This window comes from Sporolactobacillus sp. BBK16-2, from assembly GCF_059878335.1.
Window position 1 is genome coordinate 334,114 of record NZ_CM187611.1, and the last position, 17,227, is coordinate 351,340.

Annotated in this window: 16 protein-coding genes and 1 riboswitch; of the genes, 10 read left to right on the top strand and 6 right to left on the bottom strand. The window is 45.6% G+C overall.

All coding sequences use genetic code 11. The features are described 5' to 3' along the window. Positions 1–93: 93 nt before the first annotated feature. The gene (locus AC6F33_RS01805; protein WP_093673218.1) at positions 94–354 is read right to left on the bottom strand and encodes a ferredoxin; all 261 of its coding nucleotides are present in this window, start codon (positions 352–354) and stop codon (positions 94–96) included. A 33-nt stretch (positions 355–387) separates the two neighbouring features. Next, positions 388–696, bottom strand: coding sequence for a cupin domain-containing protein (locus AC6F33_RS01810; protein ID WP_093673220.1), 309 nt, complete (start codon positions 694–696; stop codon positions 388–390). A gap of 186 nt (positions 697–882) precedes the next feature. Here AC6F33_RS01810 and AC6F33_RS01815 point away from each other — a divergent pair, with 186 nt between their 5' ends. From AC6F33_RS01815 to AC6F33_RS01835, 5 genes are all read left to right on the top strand, one after another. Further along, complete coding sequence (locus AC6F33_RS01815) at positions 883–1,545, top strand: Crp/Fnr family transcriptional regulator (RefSeq protein ID WP_093673221.1); 663 nt, start codon at positions 883–885, stop codon at positions 1,543–1,545. Between the two features lie 81 nt (positions 1,546–1,626). Continuing rightward, positions 1,627–2,184 carry a cysteine hydrolase family protein gene (locus AC6F33_RS01820; protein WP_093673222.1) on the top strand — a complete coding sequence of 186 codons (558 nt, stop codon included), beginning with the start codon at positions 1,627–1,629 and terminating at the stop codon, positions 2,182–2,184. Positions 2,185–2,261: 77 nt separating this feature from the next. Next, positions 2,262–2,498 carry a hypothetical protein gene (locus tag AC6F33_RS01825; RefSeq protein ID WP_143128460.1) on the top strand — a complete coding sequence of 79 codons (237 nt, stop codon included), beginning with the start codon at positions 2,262–2,264 and terminating at the stop codon, positions 2,496–2,498. Between the two features lie 672 nt (positions 2,499–3,170). Beyond that, positions 3,171–3,274, top strand: a riboswitch (SAM riboswitch). 130 nt (positions 3,275–3,404) lie between these two features. Then, positions 3,405–4,247, top strand: coding sequence for an alpha/beta fold hydrolase (locus AC6F33_RS01830; RefSeq protein WP_177184765.1), 843 nt, complete (start codon positions 3,405–3,407; stop codon positions 4,245–4,247). Positions 4,248–4,506: 259 nt separating this feature from the next. Further along, entirely contained in the window at positions 4,507–4,965 is a 459-nt protein-coding gene (locus AC6F33_RS01835) for a putative immunity protein (RefSeq protein ID WP_093673224.1), read from the top strand. A gap of 53 nt (positions 4,966–5,018) precedes the next feature. Here the strand turns inward: AC6F33_RS01835 and AC6F33_RS01840 are convergent, their stop codons facing one another. The 4 genes from AC6F33_RS01840 to AC6F33_RS01855 all read right to left on the bottom strand — a co-directional run bounded on the left by AC6F33_RS01840 (position 5,019) and on the right by AC6F33_RS01855 (position 7,835). Then, on the bottom strand, positions 5,019–5,504 hold the full coding sequence (locus AC6F33_RS01840) for a DUF2628 domain-containing protein (RefSeq protein WP_500777600.1): 486 nt from the start codon (positions 5,502–5,504) through the stop codon (positions 5,019–5,021). Between the two features lie 393 nt (positions 5,505–5,897). Next, the gene (locus AC6F33_RS01845; RefSeq protein WP_500777601.1) at positions 5,898–6,227 is read right to left on the bottom strand and encodes an antibiotic biosynthesis monooxygenase family protein; all 330 of its coding nucleotides are present in this window, start codon (positions 6,225–6,227) and stop codon (positions 5,898–5,900) included. Positions 6,228–6,284: 57 nt separating this feature from the next. Beyond that, positions 6,285–7,067: a class I SAM-dependent methyltransferase gene (locus AC6F33_RS01850; RefSeq protein ID WP_500777602.1), complete on the bottom strand. Its 783-nt coding sequence runs from the start codon at positions 7,065–7,067 to the stop codon at positions 6,285–6,287. An 18-nt stretch (positions 7,068–7,085) separates the two neighbouring features. Continuing rightward, entirely contained in the window at positions 7,086–7,835 is a 750-nt protein-coding gene (locus AC6F33_RS01855) for an NADPH-dependent oxidoreductase (RefSeq protein WP_093673231.1), read from the bottom strand. A 190-nt stretch (positions 7,836–8,025) separates the two neighbouring features. On the opposite strand from AC6F33_RS01855, the gene AC6F33_RS01860 reads away from it, so the two are divergent. From AC6F33_RS01860 to AC6F33_RS01880, 5 genes are all read left to right on the top strand, one after another. Further along, entirely contained in the window at positions 8,026–9,066 is a 1,041-nt protein-coding gene (locus tag AC6F33_RS01860; protein ID WP_093673241.1) for a LacI family DNA-binding transcriptional regulator, read from the top strand. A 332-nt stretch (positions 9,067–9,398) separates the two neighbouring features. Continuing rightward, positions 9,399–10,424 (top strand): Wadjet anti-phage system protein JetD domain-containing protein, encoded by a 1,026-nt coding sequence (locus AC6F33_RS01865; protein ID WP_500778125.1) that lies wholly within the window; start codon positions 9,399–9,401, stop codon positions 10,422–10,424. Beyond that, a complete protein-coding gene (locus AC6F33_RS01870) occupies positions 10,394–11,908 on the top strand; it encodes a replicative DNA helicase (RefSeq protein ID WP_500777603.1) in 1,515 nt (504 codons plus the stop codon). The genes AC6F33_RS01865 and AC6F33_RS01870 overlap by 31 nt, the downstream gene beginning before the upstream one ends. Beyond that, complete coding sequence (locus tag AC6F33_RS01875; RefSeq protein ID WP_093673247.1) at positions 11,895–12,638, top strand: DUF6063 family protein; 744 nt, start codon at positions 11,895–11,897, stop codon at positions 12,636–12,638. The genes AC6F33_RS01870 and AC6F33_RS01875 overlap by 14 nt, the downstream gene beginning before the upstream one ends. Continuing rightward, positions 12,622–17,037 (top strand): coiled-coil domain-containing protein, encoded by a 4,416-nt coding sequence (locus tag AC6F33_RS01880; RefSeq protein ID WP_093673249.1) that lies wholly within the window; start codon positions 12,622–12,624, stop codon positions 17,035–17,037. Before AC6F33_RS01875 ends, AC6F33_RS01880 begins: the two co-directional genes overlap by 17 nt. Positions 17,038–17,227 lie beyond the last annotated feature (190 nt).

Genomic DNA, 17,227 nt, shown 5'->3' on the forward strand with positions numbered 1-17,227 from the left:
AATAAACCTCTGAGCTATAGACGGTCAACAAGAACTTACAAACTGTCGGAGCTGCGCGCAGGTTCATACACACGTTTAATTGCTATGCCCATTTTATTCACCATGCTGAGCGTCTGACTGTTCAAAAGGTTCATCTGAAACAAGGATGGATTCAGTCGGGCATCCTTCATAAGCATCGTCCAGGTCCATAAGTAATTCCTCTGGAATCGTTTTGATTCCTTTGTTGTCGTCGATAATCGAAAAGGCAAGACCTTGATCGTCATAATTGAAAATGTCCGGAGCAGCCATTTCACATGCACCACAAGAGATGCATGTATCCCGATCGACTCGTGTATACTTCGGCTTTTCTCCCATGGAAATCACTTCCCTATTCATGTATTAGGTGGATCAGCATCCACGTACGGGACCGGCAGCCGATTTAACGAGAATGACATCGCTATCTTCCTCGGCATGTACGGAATGAAGTTCCATTGCGTTCAGGTGCACAAGCCTACCGGGTACAAGATGTTCCGATTGACCGGATGCGGTGAATAGGATCGCACCGCGCACAGGAATAACGGTAACCTCCGCATCGCCTCCATGATGTTCCGGAATGCGCTGTCCTTTTTGCAGGGATAAATGCATGACGGTCTGGTATTCGTCATGATAAAGTCGTTCCTTTAAAGCTGTCTGATTTTGGCATGTAAGAAGTTGCATTGGTGTTCGCTCCTTTTCTATTTAAATACGTTTAAGTTTACTTTAATTGAGAACTGCTATCATCTATACTATATAGTGTTTCGAATCAATTTGAACATGATCGAGATCAAGTTTCGACTGACTGTATAGAAAAAGTCTATCTACGGATGGAATAGTGATGAAAAATGACGGAAAGGAAGAGGTTCGATGTCTGAACTAAAGGCAATCGGCTGGTTTCAAAATCTTAAGGATGATGAACTGAAGCAAGTGGAAGCAATGGGGATCATGAAACAATACCGTGCTAAAGAGGCAGTGTTTGTCCAAGGAGAAATATTGACTCATTATTTCTTTGTTGTGGACGGATTGATCCATGCCTATCATCAAAATAGGGATGGGAAGAAGTGGATCGCAAGTCTGTTCTCTTGTGGCGACCTGTTTCCGCATACCGGTTTGGTTGATGAAGAAAATCGGTATCCTGCGAATGGCGAGACGATTACACCGTGTACGCTTTTTATGATCAGACGGGAGAAGATGCATGAACTGATGAATTGCTTTCCTTCAATCGAACGTCAACTTACACAATTTTTCGCTAAGAAAAGTCAGGAGCTGATGAACCGATACTCTGATTCGGTTCTTGAGCCGGCCCTCGTTCAACTGGTTTCGCTATTGAAGCGGCTCGCTCAGCAGTCAGGTGTCCGGGCGACGGACGGCTGGGTCCTTATCTCGGCTATGATGACGGAACAGGATATGGCCGGGTACATTGGTGTCACTCCGGAAACCGTCAGCCGTTTACTAAACCGCCTGTATCGTGAGAAGCGCGCTAAATCCGCCGGTCGGGGCAAAATTTACATTGATCTCGATAAGTGTTGATCAGCTTCAATACAAATCTGTTATACTTTAATCAATAACTTGGCAACTAGTTATGCTGCAAACGGTAAAGGAGTGCTGCTGATGAACCAGGCTTTACTTGTTATTGACTCACAACTGACGCTGATTGAGGGTGATTCACAGGAGCGCGGCGTATATAATAAAGAAGAGTTGCTTCGGAAAATCAATCTTGTAATCGAAAAAGCTGTGGGATTGGATATTCCCATAGTTTTTGTCCGCGACACCAGTGTATCCGGCGGTGAAGGAGAAGGATTCCAGGTTCACCCGGCAATTCATATACCGGATGATGCTGAGATTTTTAATAAAAGCGCAACAAGTTCTTTTTATCACACACCTTTATTAAAATTCCTTCAGGAGCGTGGTAGTGAACATCTCGTTATTGTAGGATGTAAGACCGAATATTGTATTGATACCGCCGTTCGAATGGCTACGGTCAACGGCTTTGATGTGACACTGGTCGGCGATGCCCACTCGACTGCGGATACTCCGATATTATCTGCGGCGCAGATTATCCAACATCACAATCGAGTGCTGAACGGTTACGACAATGACGACCATTTCTCGCTGGTACGGAATTCAGACGAGGACGTGTTTCAACCGACGCATAACAACTATCGTTAATGTGGGTCATTTGAATCGAATAGGCAATGCAGGAGGGATAGCATTGACGCTATCCCTCATTTTGGTGTGTTCATTTGATGAGAATGAACGAAAGAAAGAATCGCGCGCCAGGGGAGATACCGCTGGCATGCGTCTGCTTGAGAAGGCTCCCAGATCGCCACGGCAAGCGAGCAGCTGAAGCGACGCTCGTTCAAGTCACAAGGTTGATGGATCAAAGCTCCATACAGATTGACAGCAGAGGACCGGGCACTTTTCGCTCGATTTTTCTTACAAGTAAAAAAACTTATGATTTTGTCCCGCTGGTACGACGATAAGCGTCATAAGAGGCTGATTCCCAATCCGAACTTATCGGTTGGGCGATCAGGTTAAGCGTCAAATCTGATAAATAAACGGAAAAATTCCGCTTAATTAGAAAATTAATGAAAAAATTCCCTAAATAGACGGAGAAATTCCGCTTATCGAATCGAAAAACGTGAAAATAGCGGGTTTTGCAGTGCATAACCGGAAAAATTACCCTTATTTACCTGCAAAACAAGCTCTATGGTGCAAATAACCGGAAAATCTCCGCTTATTTTCCCCCGCGATACTGAATTAAGGATCGAAATGATTTATTAGAAAACTTGGCTTCGCCAAGCCCCTGGCGAAGGCGAAGCCTTAGTTGCGACGGCCATGGACGGCCTAGTGTCCGGTGAGCCGCAGGACGCGGCGTTTTTTCGGACCGCTTACACTCGTTTCCTTTAAATGTTTTCTTATACTTTCCTACCAGTGTGAACTAGAAATGTCTGTTCAAGACAAGGTTGATGATTCAAAATGGTATTTGGAGCAAATGAACTTTCGTATGTAAGGAAATTTCGCTAAGCACGCGTATGTCCTGTACGCAACGCGAAAGTAAGGATCGCCCGCTCTGTGCCCGGTTTTTCTTATTGACACAGGTGGGAATAGTGCTATAATACAATAAATCACACCTAAATACTTGGTTATATGTTTGTTTATCCAGAGAGGGTAAAGGATCTGGCCTGATGATCCCTCAGCAGCGGACCTTGCAAAGAGGTACTGTGCTAAATCCAGCGGTAATCCCGGCAGATAAACAGAACCTGTAAAGAGGTTTTCTGAACACGGGAAATCTCTTTTTTATTTGCCTCAATAAATGGATAAATAGTCATCTGAGCTAGTCCGAGAAAAATTAAGGGTGATTAAAAAACGAAAAAGGGTGAATGAACATGGCAGAACACTATTTTGAAGTAGAGCCAGGTATTGAGTTGCACTATCGTGATGAAGGGAGTGGACGGCCGCTCATTTTTATTCCGGGTTGGACATTCAGTATTGATGTATTTGAAAAACAGATTGCTTACTTCTCCACGCGTTATCGAGTGATTGCGGTAGATCCGCGAAATCATGGAAAATCAACGATCAGCGTAAACAGAAATACGTACGATGTGCAGGGAGCGGATCTTGGAAAACTGATCGATCACCTTGATTTAAAAAATGTCGTGTTGGCCGGTTGGTCGTTTGGTGGTCTAACCTTATGGTCTTATGTGGAACAATTTGGAACTCAAAACATTTCGGCTGCTGTCACCATTGATGTATCCCCGCGGACCCTTAGCTCGGATTCTGATGAGTGGGTAGCTGGGACACTTGAAGACCTCATAGCCGTCCACAATCATTCTCTGGATTCTGCCGAACATTATCGTCAGTTTATTGATTCATTTGCTGAAAATCTCCTATTCGACCACGCGATTACTGCTGAAGAAAAGAGTCGATTTACAGCGCCAAGCTTGCGCATTCCGCATCAAATTGCCGATGCGCTCTATGTCGACGGCTGGCTTACAGACAAAAAAGCAGCGGCAAAAACGATTGATGAAACAGTGCCCTCGTTAACATTTACTTCATCCGCGCGCGCAGATGCCGCTACGCCTTATATACAAAAAGAATTTCCAAATAGTGACGTGCATTCGTTTGGCAATCATCTGTTATTTTGGGAATACGCGGATCGGTTTAATGAAATTCTCGATCAATTCCTTAACAAACACCAACTTTCAGATACTGTTTTACAAAAATCATAAAAGAGATAACAGGAAGAATAGTATAAAGCACATCAAGTTCCGAAAAACAGGTAAATGGAGAACCTATAAAATATTTTGTCTTCTTGAGTGCCTACAACTATAAAAACGTCCACAAGATTAAAGTGGACGTTTTTCTTTGACTATTTTCGCTGACCAGTAGGGTACTCTATATGTATCTCGTTAAGAACGATGAAAGGGTAAAAAAGGGAACATAAGATGCATATAAATGTTTGTTTAAGGGAAAGGAGCGGATTTGTCGATGAAATTTGTGGACACAGAGCGTAAAAAAGAAATTGATGCAAAGCTAGAATTGGTAAAACAACAGACAGCAGCATTATGGGCGGCTGTTTGCTCCGATCACGTCATCCGGTATTTTGAACAGGAACGTCCTCAAGATGAGCGGCCTCGGCAAGCGATTGCAGCGGCTCGTCTGTGGGCAAGGGGCAGAATCAGCGTCGATGAAGCGCGAAAAGCCGCTTTTGCGGCAGATGCCGCGGCGCGCGAAGCAACAGGAGCTGCAGCCATCGCCGCTGCTCGAGCGGCAGGCCAAGCTGCTGCGACTGCGTACATGTTTGGTCACGCGATCCATGCGTCTACCTATGCTGCAAAAAGCGTATTTTATGTTGCGGACAGTGAACAGGAAGCGGTCGAGAAAGAGCGTGCTTGGCAATATGACCGCCTGCACGAGCTTGCGATTTTGATTAACAAGGGAATTTAGCATCTGATCTTAAACCACAGCTGCAAACGAGAAAAAATGATTAGGACCTGGAGTCAAATAAAGCTTGTAGCAACCGTTACAGCAATATCAACGAGCAAATAGATCCAAAATGCGGGCCAACTATATCCGGGATGAGTTTGAAGGTAGTGAATGCGGTCGCTGCGATCCGGAATTTCTGTTTTCAATTTTTTAATCGCTGTCAAGGCGTTTACGAAGCAAAAATAGTTGCTAAATAAAGCGAACAAAACGCCAATTAGAAGGCTAAAAAACAGATTAGCAAGATCAGGTATACTGCTGAAGAGTAAGCCGAAAAGTGTAGAGAGTATTAAATATCCGTAGGACAAGTAATACATTTTTCGGTGTGCGGACCAAAAAGTGAAAGCAAAGAACGCCGACCAATTCCACGAGAAAAAATGGCGTTTTTCACTCATTTTCGTCCACCGTTTCTCATAGGTTTCGTCATTCTTGCCAAGATAGTGCAACAATTCTTCCCTTGTTTCTTCACTTAAATCCAGATAATGGGTGCCCCATTCAGCCATTAATAAAACACCCCCTTAATAGATGGAAGATTGGATAGTCTGCGTGCGTTTCTAATCAGCACTTATCGGTTGGGCGATCTGATTAAGCGCCCAATCTGATAAATAGACGGAAAAATTACCCTTATTTAGAAAATGAACGAAAAAATAGCTTAAATAGACGGAGAAATTCCGCTTATCGAATCGAAAAACGTGAAAATGGCGGGCTTTTCTGTGTATAACCGGAAAAATTACCCTTATGTACCTGTAAAACAAGCGCGATGATGCATATAACCGGAAATTCTCCGCTTATTTTACTCGTTACATAATCAGGGAGCAGAAGTGAGATGGAGGAATTTTCGCTAAATGCGCATGTGTCCTGAACGCAAAGCCACCGCACCCTGCGCACTTTTGTAATCAGCACTTAAATGTGTAATCCCGTTCGACCTTGCTGATGCGCGTGACGAACGATTCGTACCAGTCACGTTTGCCTTTTTCCTGAGCCATTTGGTGCTCTGCGTTCTTTTTCCACTGCTTGACGGCGTCGAGTGAGGACCAGTACGAAACGGTTATGCCGATGCCCCGTTCGTCCCGCGCACTTTCGACGCCAAGGAATCCAGGCTGTTCTCTAGCGAGCACAACCATTCGATCGGCGACAATGCCGTATTCTTTTTCCTCAATCTCAGTTCGTTTTGAGGTGAAAATAACTGCGTAATAAGGTGGGGTAGGTGTTTCCGCAAAAGACATCCGCACTCGCCTCTTTCTAAAGTATCTATTGGCTCTTTTAGATCATTTATTAAAAAATCAGACGGCTGAGCCTTTTCTCCCAATTAAAAGCACTGCATTCCCCAAAGCTTTCTTACTTTGAAGGACACGAGGCAATTTTATCAAATCACTGAGCTTAACCGCTTCGAGTTCGGAAACCCCGAGTTTCTTCACTTCGGTTAAAAAGTCACTATAGTTTCCGTATGTCTTATTGTCTGTAAATAGATCCATAAAAACGAAAACACCGTCTGAATCTAAGACTCTGATAGCCTCTTTTAGAAGCAGAATTTTATTTTTTTCATCCTTAACTTCATGAAACGTCAAGCAACTAATAACTGATTGAAATGCATTATCTAAAAACGGAAGCTTCGACGCACTCGCCTTAATGAATACAATTCGATCCGAAACGCCTTCAATTTCAGCATTACGCGCACATAACTTTTGCGAATACTCCCAGTTGCTGCCCCAATAATCAATTCCTACAAATTGCCCCTTTGGAAATGCTTTCGCTCCTTTGATGGTAAGGGAGCCGCTTCCTGTACCGATATCGAGTAATTTCCCCTCTCCATCCCATTTTAATTTTTGTAAAATCAAATCATGGATGATCGATTGAAAATTATTCCCAAACGTTGCAAATTGATAGTACGTGTAGGAAACGATAAAGGAAATATAGCAAAACGGAAGTGCGAACAGCCCCGACAAAATACGTATATACAGGTTTATGGGACAAAAAGCGGCAGCAATAAGACAAACACTGATGGCTAAAAATGTAATTAACTTATGTTTTCTGATCCATGTTTTGTAGACGGGTTTTGACCCCATATAGTTTCCTCTTTCTATTTAATACTTTACAAGCCCCTGACTTCTTAATGTCTCCAACATTCTCTTCTTTGCTTCCGATTGTTTGCCGGAAACGGCTTTGGCAATTTGATTGGTAAAAGTATCCACACGGCGGTTGGCATCGCGCAGATCGTAATACTGATTCACGTCATGGTCATAGTTCTCTAATTCTTCCAGCGGATGTTGAGGTGACTGGTACTCGTTTTCAAAATAGACGGCTTCCTTAGGCAGACGCGGCTTAAGCTGTGGCGATTGATCCGGGTAGCCAATTGCGATTCCGAAGGCCGGAAAGGTGAACTTTGGCAATTTTAAAAGATCAATCACGGCCTGAGGATCATTCAGAATACTGCCGAGGTATACGGTGCCAAGTCCCAGACTTTCGGCTGCTGCGACTATATTTTGTGCCGCAATGACCGTGTCGCTGAATGCTCTGAAAAAGAAATCCGTAGAGCTCAGGACGTCGGTCGGCTGTTCTTTTGCTTCGGCAATCTTCGCATTGCGGTGCATGTCGATGACAAGTACAAAAAGACGGTCTGCTTCTGCTATGTAATGCTGGTTGCCAATCTCAGCCAATGCTTTTTTCTTTTCCGGGTCGGTCACACCGATAATGGAGTATTGCTGAAAAAAGTTGCTTGTCGCTGCATGCTGGGCAGCACTGATGAGCAGATTGACTTGTTCCTGCGGGATATGCTGTTTCGTGAAGCTTCGAATGCTGCGGTGGTTCAAAAGGGTCTTAAGTGTTTCGTTCATGGGACGTATCTGCTCCTCTAAAGGTGGATTTTTCAAGTGTTCATCTATGTACCGATTATAGCACGGTGCGTCCGACGGCTGACATAATGAGTTGATTATTCATCCCTTAATTCGCTATCATATCAGTAGTTAATAGAACGATAGCTTATGAAAGGCAGCCAAAAAACCATGCTGACAAAAGGAGTTTCCTATGGTAACTATCAAAAAAATAGCTGAAATGGTTGGCGTTAGTCCGACAACGGTTTCGAATGTGATTCATGGACGGAAGAATAAGGTATCAGAAGAAAATTACAAGAAGGTAAAAGAGGCACTGAATCAAGCAAATTACGTTTCCAATATGAGTGGCAGAATTCTATCTCAAAATGGTTCGAAAATCATTGGCGTGATTTTAAATTATTCGCGACGTTCTGAAGTTAACGTTGTGTCTGATCCTTTTTACAACCAAATTATTGGGTATTTAGAGGAGCAGATACGGATGAATGGCTACTATATGATGCTGTACACATCTGGGAGTGTTCAAGAAAGCCTCAATCTAGCCTCAGCGTGGAAAATTGAAGGCCTTGTTATCCTGGGGGCTTTACCTGCTGATGCGGAAAAATTTAGTCAGGTCGCGCAGATGCCGATTGCTTTTATTGATACGTATGTTGACGAGCCTGTAATGAAAAAAGGATTTATCAACGTCGGCTTGCAAGATTATGAAGGTTGTTATGATGTGACTAACTATTTAATTCATTTAGGGCATAAGAACATTGGGTTTTGTGCTGATGGAAATCAGTTAATTGGTGTTGATGAGCAGAGACTTAGTGGTTTTAATCAGGCAATGGCGGATGCCGGTATTAAATTCGATCAAGAAAAAGATTTCTTTGGACTTCCTTATAAAGTTCATGAACGTCATGACTATTTAACTCAATTAATAAAAACACGATTTAAATCCTATACAGCGCTCGTTTTTACTTCTGATTACTTAGCCGTTGACGCGTTGAATTTGCTGCAAGATAATCATTTTCGGATTCCAGAGGACATGTCGATTACCGGATTTGATCATAATATTTTTTCGGAGCAATCCCGGCCAAAGCTAACAACGGTTGAACAGAACGTGAAAGAAAAGGCTCAGTTGACCATTTACTATTTAATGCAGGAAATCCATCAACCAAAAGCGCAGATTGCAAACATCAAACTCAAGACGAAGCTGATCATTCAGGAAAGTACAAGGAGCTTGGAGAATGAATAGATGCTCGCAGAAAAATGGGTATGGATCCATCTGTGATTGCTAGAGAATTAAACAGGCCGATAAAACGTATAAAGAGACCGATAAACTCCGGAAACGGACCGATAAAACGCGCAAACGGACCGATAAATTCTTCAAACGGACCGATAAACTCCGGAAACAGGCCGATAAGATCAGGAAATCCGAACCTCCGCAGTTCAGGTGTTCATTCATAAATACCACGTTCACCTGGTAAAATCCCCGTTGGCTTAAAAACTATGCCGCAAATACATCGAAAGTTAAGTATAATGAGACTATAAGCGAACTGTGAGCGGAGGTGCGCGTGATTGGATGAAGTGACAAAGTGTTTAACAGAATTTTCAAAGAAAACCATTGAGTTAGGCGAGCTTGAGAAACTGCTCACGCCGTTTTTTCAGACCTATGAAACATTCGCGGACAGGATTCTTCAGTTCGAAAAAGAGAACGTATTGATCATGGTGCGATCCACCGGTCGGACGACACGCACGCCGTCGCTTGCGCTCAAGTACAAAATCAATAAAAGCGCGCTAATCGGGGATTATCACAAAGAGCTTCAACGCTATCGGGCGAAGCTGCACAAGGAGATCAACCTGGACTGGTATTATCGCGCGGATCCTTCATTGTGGGAGAGACATCTCCCGTTTATCCTCAAAATTGATCATTATCTCAAAACACATGGTTTTCCGACGGACCTCGTTCCAGCGCCGGAACGGAGTTATGAATTAGTTGAGGATGAGAAGTGGATTGACGAGAAGGGCGGGAAGGAACTATTAGAAAAAATTGGTTTGTATGCTCGCCTTACTATTATCCCCGTCTCAGATCCTTTAATGTTCGCAATCAATCCGCTTAAACTAAATGAAAAAGAACAGTATCATCTGATTGTTGAAAATAAAACAACCTATCAAGGCCTTCTGCCGGTATTAAAAGAGACAGATTGTGCGACACTGATTTATGGGTGCGGTAAGGCAGTGGTTAAGAGTATCGAACAGTTTCCCATGCAATATCCGATCAGCGCCAAGCATCATTTCTTGTACTTTGGTGATTTGGACAGGGAAGGACTGTCAATCTGGTACTCTCTTAATCAGAAACAAGCAGCGCGACCGGCATTACCGTTTTATCAAGCCTGCTTAAAAAAGGCACCTGCCGTTGGCAAAGCGTATCAGCGATCTCGAAGCGTTGCAGAGGATCAATTCCTTGCATGTTTCTCAGAACAACAGGCAGAACAAATACGCACGATGCTTCATGATGGAAAGTACTATCCGCAAGAAATTCTGAAGACGAGAGAATTACAACATATATGGAGGGGAACGGATTGGAAGAGCTTGATCTGCGCGAAATCGTAAACGGCTATAAGGAACGGATGCGGCGGCTCGCTCTGTTCGATCCCCTATATGAGCTGGAGCGCAAGCGCGAACAGGACCACGAAAAGAATGACGTTGATATGAAGGGACTGGGTTTGCTTTCGCTACTTTTCTTTTTTGAGCAGAAATTGATGCGCCAGTACAAGGCCGGGGCGAAACAATTGGCCGCTTTTTTGGAAAAGGTGATTGCGGCTCAGTATCAGTTGGATGAGACCGATTATGAACGTATCGCCCGATCAATTATTCAAACCTTCCGTCCCACAACCGGGAAAAAACGGCGTTATACCTTTTTTAATTGGGAAACAAATCAAGAGGACAGCATCGACTATTCGATCTTGAAGGCGAACTCATTCGACTTGAAAACGAACACGCAATATTACACTTTGGACGAGGATGGACTCGAACTCGTTTTCGCCACCAAGGAGTTTTACAGTGAATTTCAACTGTCGATTAATCAGCTGATGCTTCGGAAACAGCTGGACAAGGGTGAGTTCAAAGGCGCGCTGCGGCAGATTAATGAAATGAGGATCGATGTCGAGAGTCTTGAGGAGCGCATGGGGCGGCTGAAGCATGAGATTCAGCGCAGTATTGTGTCGGAAGAGACCTTTGAGCGCTACAAGCAGCTGCTGGAAGATATCTATGGACGGCTCAAACGTGAGGACGAAGAATTCAAAGAGCTGCGCCAATTTGTTAAGGAAACACGTGATCGGCTGTATGCAAAGGATGTGCATAAGCGGGAGATCCGTACCTATGATTTGGTTTTGACGATCGCGCGCGAACTGGAGTCTGTGCATTATGACCATTCGCGGCTTTTGGAGCAAACCCTAGATTTGAAAAATACGACGCTGCTTACCGCTCAGGAATCCCTGTACTACACCGGTATTCAAGCATTCAATTTTGATCAGGATCTTACCGCGAAAATCCTGGCTACGCCATTGCCTGCCGAAGCAATGATCGGAGTCCTGCAACCGTTTCTTAACGTAGAAGAGAATGAAACATGGTCGCCGCTCACGGTCCTTGCCGACCAAAAAATCAATGAAGAACGTGAGGAACGCGATGATCAGGGATTTGTTGAAGCGGACGAGCATGAAGAGGATCAATCCTACCGGCACGCGCTGGCTGAAAAATACAAACAGCTCATGGGTCTTTTTCTGAGTGCCTATGAACAAGGGCAGGGGCAAAATTTGTCCCGGTTCATGAATTTTCTTGAAGCACATGAACATGCGGAATTATTGGAACGACGCTATTTTTACCAATTCTGGCTGATTCTTCATCAACGCTCGCCAATCAGATACGGCGAATCAGAGGATGAGGAAAGTAATGCCATCCTTGACGAAGCGCTCGCACTACTCGAAAACCGAACGCTGCATGTGCGTGAGGGTAAAGGACTGATTCGAAAATCCAAGCGATTTTCCATCCAAGAATTGCAAATCCATTTGGAGGGCGAAGAAAATGAACTATTCTGAACATAAAGTTGTCAAGGCATTTCGCCTTTATACCGTGCTCGCCCGCGATGGCGTGGCGGGAGATGACGCGGTGCAAAGTTATCGGGCGGATGACGAGCTGCGAAGTCTTCTTGATACGTTCAGCCATGAGGTGGATTGTGTGATCATCAGTACAAGCGAGCAGCTGTTTCTTGTGCCGGAGACGAAGCTCTCGCCATTCCATGTCAGCAACGAATGGATCAAGCGCAACTATTTGCGCAGCGGGGCGACGAACGGAGATCTTTATCTGCTCTATTTCGCGACACTGATCCTGTTCGGCAGTTTCTACGACACGTACCAAAGCCAGGAGCCGACGCGTCTTTTTTTGCGCATGGATGAATGGATCCGTTTTATTCAGGAACGGATTGATCAGCTCAAAACGCATGACGAGGATGAACTCAAGCAGCTGGAAAATGAATTTTTCTATAACTGGCGATTGATTATTCAGAAATGGGACGACATGGATGATATTAAGGAACAGGCAAAAAAGCAGAGCGGCAATACAATCAGCCGAATGAGTTTTATTGATACGGTGAAACGATTCTTGGTTGATCAAGACTTGGTGCAGGACATCGGTAATGAGGAGATTCGGCTGACGGAAAAGGCGAAGACGATTATCCAACGCTATTTTATGGAAGTCGAATACAATAAGGGGATTTTTGAATTCATTTACGGCTTTGAAGGAGGTGCAGAGCATGCCGACGATCAGTAAAATTCGCTTGACGAACGTGATCTATGAAGAAGGAAACAAACGCTATAATGATGAGTTGTTCCTTTTTGACGGGCACAACGGCGCGATTCTGATTGAGAACGGCGGCGGGAAAACGGTATTCATTCAAACTGCGCTGCAGGCGATTCTGCCGCACACCGATCTGGCCGACCGCAAGATCAAAAATACGCTGATGCTGGAAAATGCCCCGGCGCACATCGCGATTGAATGGATCACGAATGAGCGGCCGAGACGCTACGTGGTCACGGCGGTCTCGCTTTACACCGTGAAAAATGGCTTGGATTCGCTGCGCTATGTCTATGAATACAACGAAAACGATCCAAACGGAATCGAGGGCATTCCTTTTGTCCGAGAGACGCGTGAGGGTAAGCGGGCAGCCGAACGCGGCGAAATGCAAGACTACTACGCCGGCATGCGCGAGAAGACGCTGAGCGCGCAAACCTTCAAAACGATTAAAGAATATAAGACATTTCTCGAGGAACAGTACACCATTATTTCGAGCGAATGGGAAAGCATTGTCAAAATCAACAGCTCGGAAGGCGGCGTCGAAGCCTTTTTTGATGAATGTAAGAATACCAATCAACTGTTCGACCGCTTGCTGATTCCGACCGTGGAAGATTCGATTGTCGGTCACGACAGCCACCTCTTCGCCGATTTGTTTGAACAACAGCTGGCGAGTTTGAAGAATTACAAAAAACTGAAAGAAACGATTGAGGAAAATAAACAGATCAGCGGCGAACTGGAAAAATACAGCGAAACCTATGAGACGCTGCATGAGTACCAAATGGACTATGAGAAAGCGAAGCAGCGGGCGAAGGGCGTATGGAACGAGATTATTTTGGAGCATCGCAAGCAGATCGCAGCGCAGGAAGCAAACAGCGCAAGTCTGCAAGAATGGAAGGCGGACAGCTCTGCTCACGCGCTGAAGTCGGATTCGTATACCATTTTTGTTGAACAATCGGTACTGAGCGCGCGTGAAAGTAAGTATAAGAAGGCGCTCGCGGCACAAACAGGAATTCAGGAAGCGTTGCAGCAAAACAGGCATGAACTTCATGCGTTGAAATGGGCGAAAGCTAAGCAGGAACGCACGGAACAGGAAGACGCGCTACGTTTGTTTGAGCAGCAGCTGGCACAATTTGATCAGAAGGACGACGCCGGCAATCTTCGTGATCAGCTGGAGACGGCGCGGCGGGAACTGCTCGGCTGCTACGAGCGAGATCTGGCAGAACTTGCGAAGATCGAGCAGGAACTAGGCGGGCAGCTGCAGCCGATTCTTAAGCAGATTGAGGCGGACGAGCAGACAAAGAAGAATGCGTCCGGCAAGGAAAAGGGGCTGCTTGCCCGTCTGTCGGAAACCAAGGGTGCTGTGAAGACGCGCCTTGAGCAACTAGAAAAATTGAAACGGGAACTGCTTTCGAATCCGGAACAAGAAACGGTTAAAGAACAGCTGGTTAAGTGGCAGGAACGTGATCAGCTTCTTGATGAAACAATTATCAAATTCAATCAGCAGGAGAAGGAAGCGCTGATTTATAAAAAAGAGGCTGAAGAGCGGAAAGCAGCTGTACAAACGGATCGTATTGAAACCAATCGGGCAATGGATCGGCTGCGCGCCGAGCTTGCCGCGATGGAGAAAGCGCAGCGCGCAGTGATTGAGCAGCTGTCCGCGCTGCGCCGTCAATGGTCCGCGCTTGAAACCGTCTATCTTGAGCCGGATTCCATTGAACAGCGGATGCTTGAGAAGATGAATCAAATCACGGCGGATCGCGAAGCGCTTTTCCACAAAGAGCGGATCGCGCGACGGTTTGTCGACGACCATGCCGACCAGAGCGTCTTTTTCGGCGACACATTTATGGAAAAACAGCTGTTCTCGTGGAAAAATCAAGTTGATTATCTTGTCAGCGGCGTAGACTATCTCCAGTCGATGAGTGAGGAGGAACGCAAAAACCGCCTGCGTTACCCGCTCTGGCCATTGACGCTGGTGACCACCAATACAGATAAGCCGAGAGTGGTTGATAAACTGAACCACGTTGCCGATCGGCTTCAGTATCCGATCACGGTGCTCACAACCGAAGAAGCGCTTGAGGTGCATGAACGGAGTGCAGTCCGTTCATGGGTGGCGCCGAGTCATTGGCAAGGAAACACGGACGCGGTGACCTTCGCTGAATGGAAGAAGCAAATTGGCATTGAGGCGGAAAAGGTGACCGCAGACCGCGTGGCAAAGGAGCAGGAGCTCGCTGAATGGAAGGATGCGCTCCGGGCGTTCCGCCAATTTTTAATGGACTATCCTTATGAATCAACTGATGAAAAGAAAACAAAGCTCGGCGAACTGACCAATAAGAATGAGCAGCTTGCCCTGGAGCTTCGACGTGAAGAACAAATGCTCAATGATTTGGATGCCCAGATCAGCAACGGCCGCGAAAAAACCGACCAATATCGTGAGGAGCGGCATGGACTGGCTCGCTATATTGAAAAGGGTCATGAGTACCTTCGTGTTGAGAAAATGGTTGCAGAGGGACGCAGCCTTGAGCAGCAACTAAAAGAAAAATTGCAGCTTGTGGAGCAAGAACTCGATGCGGTGAACCAAAAGCTGAACCGATTGAATGCTGAGCGCGGGACCCTTGAACGCAGGGCGGCAGATATCAAGCTGCAACTGCAGTTGCTGCGCCAGGATGATGACTACCAATCGTTGAGCGAGCTGACACCTGCTGCAACCAATGAAAGCAAGAAAGTAATTAAGGATAAGATTGACATTTTACGGTTGAAGCTGCGCGAAATTGATACGGCCCGAGGCGAATGGATCGCCAAACGTGACGAAGCTGTTCGAAATATAAAGCGGCTCACGGACGAAATGGAACTGCTGCGCCGCAGCGAGGGAACGATTGATGAATCGCGCGCGTTTCCTGTTGACGGCAAGCAGCAGATTCAGTCGCTGCAGGATCGTATTTTCGCCCAGATCAAGGAAGAGAAAACATGCGGCGATGACGTTCGGCAGGCGGAAACTGAAAAAAATAAGCAAGAAGGAAAGCTGGACACGCTCGTCATCCAGTTTGAAAAAAGTTATCCAAATGAAGAACGGATTGCTTTTGATACCTATGACGGAAATGTCGAAGAGGATCTGGCCGCAGAGATAAAACACTTGAATGAACGAAAAACTTATATTGATCAGGAAGCCGTCCGAATTGAACAGGATCGCAAAGCGATTGAGTCTGCAAAGTATAATCTTGAGATGTTTGAGGAAGCGCATCATTTTAAAGCGCCGGATGTTTCGCCGATTTCTTTGACGAATGAGGAGATTCTTGACTTTACGTACAATCGCAAGAAAGTTGTTGCTGCGACAAAGCACAGCCTGAAGGAAAATCAAGGCCGCGTTGCGGAAGGCGCGAGCGAGGTCTCAAGCGCGCAGCGCGCATTCCGCGCGTTTTGTCGGGCGAATATTTCCGATGTGAAGCTGCGGCAGATGGCAATCAGCGGCATTGAAACGAAACAGAGCTACGAAGCCATCATTGAATTCAAGAAAAATATGGCAACGCGCATTGAGAGCATTTCCCATTATGCGCATGAACATATCCGCCAAAGTGATAAGGATCTCCAACTTTTCATCGACCAGATTCACACGCATCTGCGTACGCTGGCCGAAGAATTGCGACAGATTCCAAAGAAAACCAAGGTGAAGGTACAGGACGACTGGAAACCGATCTACGCCTTTAAAATTCCTGATTGGAACGAAGAGGAAGGCAAAACGCGAATCCGAAATTACATCGAATGGATTTTGACTCAGCTCGAAGACGAGCGCTTCTTGGACGAAGAGCGTCGGCAGGACAGCGGAAAGGTTCGGAAGGAACTGGACATGTGGCTCCAATCCAAACAGCTGCTGCGTATCGTCATGGACAATGAGGTGCTGAAGGTCAGCTGCCGCAAAGTGGCCAATGACAATACAGTAACAACGCGCGCGTACTCATGGGAACAAAGCAATATCTGGTCAGGAGGAGAGAAGTGGAGTAAGAATATGACGCTTTTCTTAGGCATTCTCAATTATGTCGCCGAGAAAAAGAAACATATCCAATCAAGTGCCAAGCTGCACCGTGCCGTTATTCTCGACAACCCGTTTGGACAGGCATCCAGCGATCACGTGCTGAGTCCGGTATTCTTTGTCGCGCAACAACTCGGCTTTCAGATTATTGCATTGACAGCCCTTGCCGAAGGAAAATTCCTGCAAGACTACTTTCCAGTGATTTACAGCTGCCGCTTAAGGGGCTCGTCCGGATCGGGCAAACAAGTCATGACCAAGGAAAAATGGATCCGCAAAGCCTTCTTCGAAGACCATGATCCCCAGGTTCTCGAACGGCTTGGCGAAACCGAACAGCTTGGATTATTTGATTGAACAAGTGAAAATGATAAGAAGAGCCTGATTCAGGGCTCTTTTTTGCTGGTTAGGAATTGATCATATATCAACTTGTGGATAACTAAATCTTTGGTTAACTCGTTTTAAAACTTCTGGAGAAACAGAACCTGGCTATATGAAGCAGCGGGATCCTCAACAACCACTTTGGTTGATTTAGGTAAACGGTATC